The sequence below is a fragment of the Streptomyces niphimycinicus genome, from assembly GCF_018883605.1.
Classification (GTDB): domain Bacteria; phylum Actinomycetota; class Actinomycetes; order Streptomycetales; family Streptomycetaceae; genus Streptomyces; species Streptomyces niphimycinicus.
Genome location: NZ_JAHLEM010000280.1, coordinates 1 through 6224, shown reverse-complemented (window position 1 = coordinate 6224; position 6224 = coordinate 1). Strand labels below are relative to the sequence as shown.

At 69.9% G+C, this 6224-nt stretch carries 5 protein-coding genes and 1 pseudogene; 2 read left to right on the top strand and 4 right to left on the bottom strand.

Features of this window, described 5'->3' with window-relative positions; all coding sequences use genetic code 11:
* Nucleotides 1–123: 123 nt before the first annotated feature.
* Nucleotides 124–480, top strand: a complete 357-nt coding sequence (locus KN815_RS52295; protein WP_372458461.1) for an ATP-binding cassette domain-containing protein — start codon at nucleotides 124–126, stop codon at nucleotides 478–480.
* A gap of 1421 nt (nucleotides 481–1901) precedes the next feature.
* On the opposite strand, the gene KN815_RS24640 is transcribed toward KN815_RS52295, so the two are convergent.
* The 3 genes from KN815_RS24640 to KN815_RS24625 all read right to left on the bottom strand — a co-directional run bounded on the left by KN815_RS24640 (nucleotide 1902) and on the right by KN815_RS24625 (nucleotide 4902).
* The gene (locus KN815_RS24640; RefSeq protein WP_216344117.1) at nucleotides 1902–2846 is read right to left on the bottom strand and encodes a type VII secretion system-associated protein; all 945 of its coding nucleotides are present in this window, start codon (nucleotides 2844–2846) and stop codon (nucleotides 1902–1904) included.
* Between the two features lie 184 nt (nucleotides 2847–3030).
* Nucleotides 3031–3405, bottom strand: coding sequence for a helix-turn-helix domain-containing protein (locus KN815_RS24635; RefSeq protein ID WP_253209214.1), 375 nt, complete (start codon nucleotides 3403–3405; stop codon nucleotides 3031–3033).
* 636 nt (nucleotides 3406–4041) lie between these two features.
* A complete protein-coding gene (locus KN815_RS24625; protein ID WP_216344116.1) occupies nucleotides 4042–4902 on the bottom strand; it encodes an AraC family transcriptional regulator in 861 nt (286 codons plus the stop codon).
* Nucleotides 4903–5051: 149 nt separating this feature from the next.
* Between KN815_RS24625 and KN815_RS24620 the strand changes: the two genes are divergently transcribed.
* Nucleotides 5052–5888, top strand: a complete 837-nt coding sequence (locus KN815_RS24620; protein ID WP_216344115.1) for a phytanoyl-CoA dioxygenase family protein — start codon at nucleotides 5052–5054, stop codon at nucleotides 5886–5888.
* Nucleotides 5889–5971: 83 nt separating this feature from the next.
* Here the strand turns inward: KN815_RS24620 and KN815_RS24615 are convergent.
* Nucleotides 5972–6224, bottom strand: a pseudogene (locus tag KN815_RS24615) (IS5/IS1182 family transposase); the annotation flags it as partial.

Genomic DNA, 6224 nt, shown 5'->3' with positions numbered 1-6224 from the left:
CGACGTCGGAGCGGTGCCCGACGGCGGCGTCCTGCTGGAGACCCTCTTCATCTCCCTGGACCCCGCGATCCGCGGCCGGCTCGACGACCGGCCCAGCTAGACGCCCACGGCCGCCCGACCACGGTGCTGCGCGTCCCCGAACTCGCCCTGTACTCCGGCACATGCCTGGCCGTCGTCGGCCGCTCGGGCAGCGGCAAGACCACGCTCGCCCGCTGCCTGGCCGGACTCCACCGGGACCACGAAGCCGAAGGGATACGGGCGGGCTCCCGCCGACCGTATCCGGGTGACGTCGTTCCCCGCGGCCACCGCGGTCCCGCGCGGGGCCCGGCCGTCGGAGCCATCGGCTGCCGCGGCCGTACCGGTGGCGGTCGCCAGGCCACCGCCGCCCCGACCCGCATCGGCGGTGGCCGCGGCGCCGGGCCGCTCGGAGCCCTCGGTACCGACCGGTGCCCCAGCCGGTTCCGGACCGCGCACCGATGAAAGGGCCCTCGTCGCTTCGGATGCGCGCTGTCGGTGCCCCGGCTGGTGGCGGGGTATCGCTCCGGTGGTGGAGGACGCCGTCGGCACCGTCGCGGGAGCGCGGTCACCCGCCGTTGGGGCGACGGCCGCGGGCGCCGGCTGTTCGGCGTCCGGGGGCGGGCTCCCCGCGACTGCTGCCACCACCTGACCCGGCCGCGAACGGTACCTCGCCGGCGCCGGGCCACCGGTGAGGTACCGCAGGCCCGACACCCCTTGTGCGGAGGCGAGGCGGCGCAGTTCGGCCTCCCCGGCGGAGAGCATGCCACGCACCAGGAGGTGCTCCTCGCACGCGTCCGGGGGCCGAGGCCGTCCAGGAGCCGGGGGCCGGTGAGCGGCAGGTTCCCGTCTTCGGTGCCGGTGCGCCCCGGGGCGAGCGGATAGCTGTGCAGCGGGCGCGGCTCCGGCGTCGTCCCGTCCCCGCCGGTCGGCCTGCACGCGACGGTCGTGACGTATGGCTGCCAGGTCGGCTCTCCCGCCGCGCCCACCAAAGTGGGGCGGGCGGCCGCGCCCGCCAGGGTGTTTCCGGGCAGCAACGGGATACCGGTGAGCACCTCCACGTCGCTGTCCAGCATGTCGGCGACGGACTGGGCGAGCGGCAGCAGATCGCGCCGCCCGCCGGGCGCGAGTTGAACGCGGGAGCGCTGTGCGGCCGGGAGTGCCGCGAGCACCGCGGCCACTTCGTCGGCCGGCACGTCCTCGGCCTGGGGAGCCCCGACCACCAGGACGGGACGTTCGGGATGAACCGGTATCGCGAAGAACAGGTCGTCTCCGCGGGGCGGGGATGCCTCGGTCGGACGTTTGTGGATACCTGCCGGTATCTGGTCCACCGCGCAGCCGCCGACCGTACGGGCGGGCACCCTGGCCAGCGCCCCCTGCCATTCCGGCGCAGGCATGCGGGGCCCAGCGATCGAGGCGGTGTGCCGGGTGCGAACCGCCACCATCCGCGCACCGGCCCCGGGTTTCCCCGGACGAACAGCGCCCCGCCGGGGGCGATGAGTACGGCCCCGTCCGGGGCGATGACCTCCACCTCCCACTCGTCGGCGATTCGGCGGGCCAGGCAGGGCCGGTCCGGTTCGTCGTCGCCGGCACCGGACATCACCAGGCGCACGCACGACGTGCCCTTGTCGCGCAGGGAGTCCAGGAGATCGACCAGACGCGCACCGTAGTCCGGGGCGTGGCGCCCGGCCCAGTCCGCCGAGCCGACCATCACCGTGACGACACCGTCGTCCTCGTGGACGGCGCGAGCCACCTCCGCCACGTCCGCGACGCTCGGGAAATCGTCCTCGAAGGACCTCAGGAGAAGGACACCATCGATGTCCTCCACGGGCACCGGCCGGATGCCGCCACCGGCCGATCCTCCCCTCCCCTGCGCCGCTGCGGACCTACGGCCTTTGCGTGAGAAGACAGAGGACCACCGGCTCACCCTTCCGCCCCCGGGCCGAGTCGCTTCCCGCCAGGACCGAGGCGATGTCGGTGCCATCAGTCCCGTCGGTGGTGTCGGTGGCTTCAGTCTCGTCCGTGGTCCCATTCTCGTCGGTGGCTACGGGCTCGCCGGTGTCGGGCGTGGCCCGCGTTTCCTGCTCGACATCGCCGCTGACCGTGGGCACGCTGGGCGCACTGGACGCACTTGGTACGGGGCTGCTGGCGGCCTCGATCGCCGAGCGCAGGGCGTCGAGTTCCAGGGTCATGCTGACCGGGGCGGAGGGGATGAGGTAGAGCAGATGCCCCTCGGGGGCCCGGTCGATGAGGTCGTCGGCGCTCACCAGCTCAAAGGCAAGACGGCCGGCGGTGTGCAGGAACACGGGTGAGGTGAACAGCGGGACGACGGCCTCACCGTCCGGGGCCGCGGCGCACAGCACACCACCGCCCGGCTTGACCAGGACCGCCACCTCCCGGCCGACGAGGGCCTCGCCGACGGCTTCCCCGGGTCCGTAGCCAGTGGCGGCGAGCTGGATGGCCTTGTCCACCTCGTCTTCGGGTTCCGGCCAGCCGAGCGCGTTGGGCGAGGGCTGGTACTCGGGTTCGGGTCGTCGTCTGGGGCTCGTAGATCCAGGCTGCGGTGGGGCCGTCCCGCGTAGTGCTCGGCATACGTGGTGAGGACGGTGCGCAGATGTCGTTCGCCGGTGATGAGGAGGCGGTCGGTGCACTCGGTGCGGCTGTGCGTATCCATCGTTCGGCGAACGCGTTTGACCGGGGGCTCTGCGGCGGTGTTGGGATGGCGGCTGTGCCGTTGGCGGCGAAGACGGCGTCGAATGCTGCGGTGAACTTGCTGTCCCCCGGTCTCGGATGAGGAATCGGAAGCACCCGGCCCTGTCTTCGAGGTCCATGAGCAGGTTGCGGGCGAGTTGGGTGACCCATGCGCCGGTCGGGTGGGCGGTGCCGCCCAGGACATGGACGCGCCGGGTGGCGATCTCCATGACGAAGAAGACGTAGAGGCGTTTGAGGAAGACGGTCTCCACGTGCATGAAGTCGCAGGCGAGCAGTGTGGGCCTGGGAGCGGAGGAAAGTACGTCAGGTCTGCTGGGATGCGCGCTGCGGTGCGGGCGGTAGGCCGGAGCGGCGCAGGACGCGCCGGATCGTGGCGGCGGCAATCCTATGCCCGAGCCGCCGGAGCACGCCTTGGATTCTGACGTACCCCCAGGTCGGGTCCTCTCGCGCCAAGCGCTGGATGAGCGCGACCGTCTCTTCCGGCAATGGTGGCCGACCGGGGCCGACCTCCATCTGGCGCCACTTCCAGCGCACCAGACGCCGGTGCCAGGTCAGCAGCGTGCCCGGGGTGACCAGCCGATAGCGTCGCAAGGCGGATGGCAGGTGCCGCGCGAGAGCGGAGCGCACGGCGCGATCAGCCCACGAAAACCGCGGCCGCTCGACCTGCCGGCGCAGCACAGCGACCTCATGACGAAACACGAGGATCTCAGCATTGTTCGCGGTGGTCGATCGGCCCGCAAGAGTAAGCAGCCCAGTAGTCGAGAGAAGATCAGGTAGAGCAGTCGCAGCAGTCGCAGACCCACAATCATTGATCATGCCCACACGTAGACGACCGCAAAGCCGCAGGTCAACCACCGTACGGCAATGAAGACACCCTTCAGGACGATCTCACCGACACCCTCGGCCGGGCAGGACCGCGCCGCCGAACGGGCGGAGGAGATCCGAGCATCAGTTCCCCGACCTCCCGGAACGACAGCGGGAACCGGTGGTACAGCCACACGCAGTGAGAGATGATCTCGACGGGGTACCGGTGCCCCTTGCCCGACGGCAGCGCGGTCTCCACGAACAATCCCCCCGGCACGATCAACCCGAAGATCATCCCACGCTCCCAGTCAGCGTGGCAGCGCCGGCCAGATCGACACCATTGAGCTATTTCCACCCTGAAGTTGCGGGTGGCGGCCCTGGCGGAGCTTGGTGAGGCAGCACCAGTTCTTGAGGTCCGCCCGTCACGGCGTGTCCGGCGGCCCCAGCCTGGCTTGCGGCGGATATCACAGGAGCAGGATCACCGGTGTGTCACCGAGTCAGAAACGCGACTCAAGAGGGCTTCGCGGCCCGCAAGTGGGCAGCACGGTATTCCGTGGGTCGCACCCCTTTCAGCTCCCGGAAGCGGCGGTTGAAATTCGACAGGTTCTGGTAACCGCTGCGGGCGGCGACCTCCGTGACTGGCAGAGAGGTGTCGGTCAGCAGGGAGCACGCTGTCTCCACGCGGAGCTGGTTGACGTAGTCGGTGAGCGTGCAGCCGATGGCGCGCCGGAAGAAGCGGCTAAAAGACGTTGGCGACATGTGTACCAGGGCAGCCACCTTCTCCTGGTACACCGGCTCGGTGTGTGCCTGCTGGAGGTGGCGGCACACGGCGTCGACGCGGTCGCGGATGGTGGTGTTCGGGGCTGTGGTATATCCAGGCCCGGTGATCGGGGTGGCCGTGCTGTCGGCGGAAAGGCGGTGCAGCACGTCAAGGAGTCCCACGGTCCGGGCCGCGCCGTCGAGTTGGGGCAGCCGGGCGGCCAGCTCCTGTACCTCGCCCGCGGCGCTGCCGAAACGCAGGCCGCGGGCGGACCGGGCCAGCAAGCCTTGGAGGGCTCGGAACTGGGGCAGCGCGAAGAACTCCGGGCCGAGGAAGTCGTGCCGGAACTGTGTCACCACTGCCTCAGCTGTTCCCCCGTGCGGCTCAGAGGCGAACGTGTGCGGCAGATCCGGGCCGAGCAGGACGAGGTCGCCGGGGTGGTAGCGCTCCACAGTGGTACCCACATAGCGCGTTCCTGTGCCCTGGGTGATGAGCGTGAGCTCGTACTCCCGGTGGTAGTGCCAGGCGAAGCCAAAGGCGCCCTCGCGGCGAATGAAGCAGGTGAACGAGGTTCCTTCGGATGATTCCGGGTGCTCGTAGCGAGGCTTCACACGGGGATCCTAGCTCAGGGTCGCCGCCCTGCGTAAGCGACAACTGCGTACCAGAAACGGATAGCTGCGGCGTGGTATCGCTGTCGTTGCCCTGCGACGGTTGAGACCGGCCATTCACGGCCCCCGAACGCAGAGGAGCAAGATCTGACATGACAGCCATGACCCAGGCACCCGCCGGCGAGTTGGACACCTCCTACGAGGGCCTGCCCCTGAGTGCGGCCGCCGACTTCAACCGTGACGGATTCGTCCACCTCTCCGGTGTGCTGTCGCCGGAGACGATCGCCCAGTACGAGCCCACGATCACTTCCGAGGTGATCCGGCTGAACACCCAGCACCTGCCGCTGGCCGAGCGCGACACCTACGGCAAGGCGTTCCTCCAGGTGACGAACCTGTGGCGGGAGAACGAGACAGTCAAGAAGCTGGTGTTCTCACGTCGGCTTGCCGGTATCGCGGCCCAGCTCCTCGGCGTGCACGCGGTGCGCCTCTACCATGACCAGGCCCTGTACAAGGAGCCCGGCGGCGGCATCACCCCCTGGCACGCCGACCAGTACTACTGGCCGCTGTCCTCCGACCGCTGCCTGACCATCTGGCTGCCGCTCCAGGAAACCCCGCTCGACATGGGCCCGCTGGCCTTCGCCCGAGGCAGCCACAACTTCTCCTACGGGCGTGACGTCCCGATCTCCGACGAGTCCGAGGCGCGGCTGAAGCAAGCCGTGGCCGAGCGGAACTTCGAGGATGTCGTCGAGCCCTTCGTCCTCGGCGACGCCTCGTTCCACCGCGGCTGGACCTTCCACCACGCGGGCCCGAACCGCGGCACGGTGCCGCGCCGCGTGATAACCGTGATCTACATGGACGCCGACATCCGGGTCACCGAACCCACCAACGAGCACCAGGTCAGCGACCGCAACTGGATGCCTGGTACAGAGGTGGGCCAGGTCCCCAATACGCCCCTCAACCCCGTTCTGCACGACAGCCGGAGCGCGTGACAGCACCACAAAGGGCGCCCGGCGCAGCAAGCCCTGGGATCGTTGCCGGGGCGGCCTCCGGCGGCTGGGACTTGTCCGGGCGATCATGTGCGAAGCCAAATGACCAGGGCGGCTGTGGTGATGGTGCCGAGGAAGACGTAGCCGCGTTTGTCGTAGCGAGTGGCCACGGCCCGGGACTGCTTCAACCTGTTGATCGCCCGCTCGACCGTGTTGCGCTTCTTGTACCGCTCTTCGTCGAAGCCGGGTGGCCGTCCGCCGCGTGAGCCTCTGCGCAGACGGGCGGCCTGGCTGTCGGTCTTCTCCGGGATGGTGTGCCGGATGCCCCGTCGTCGCAGG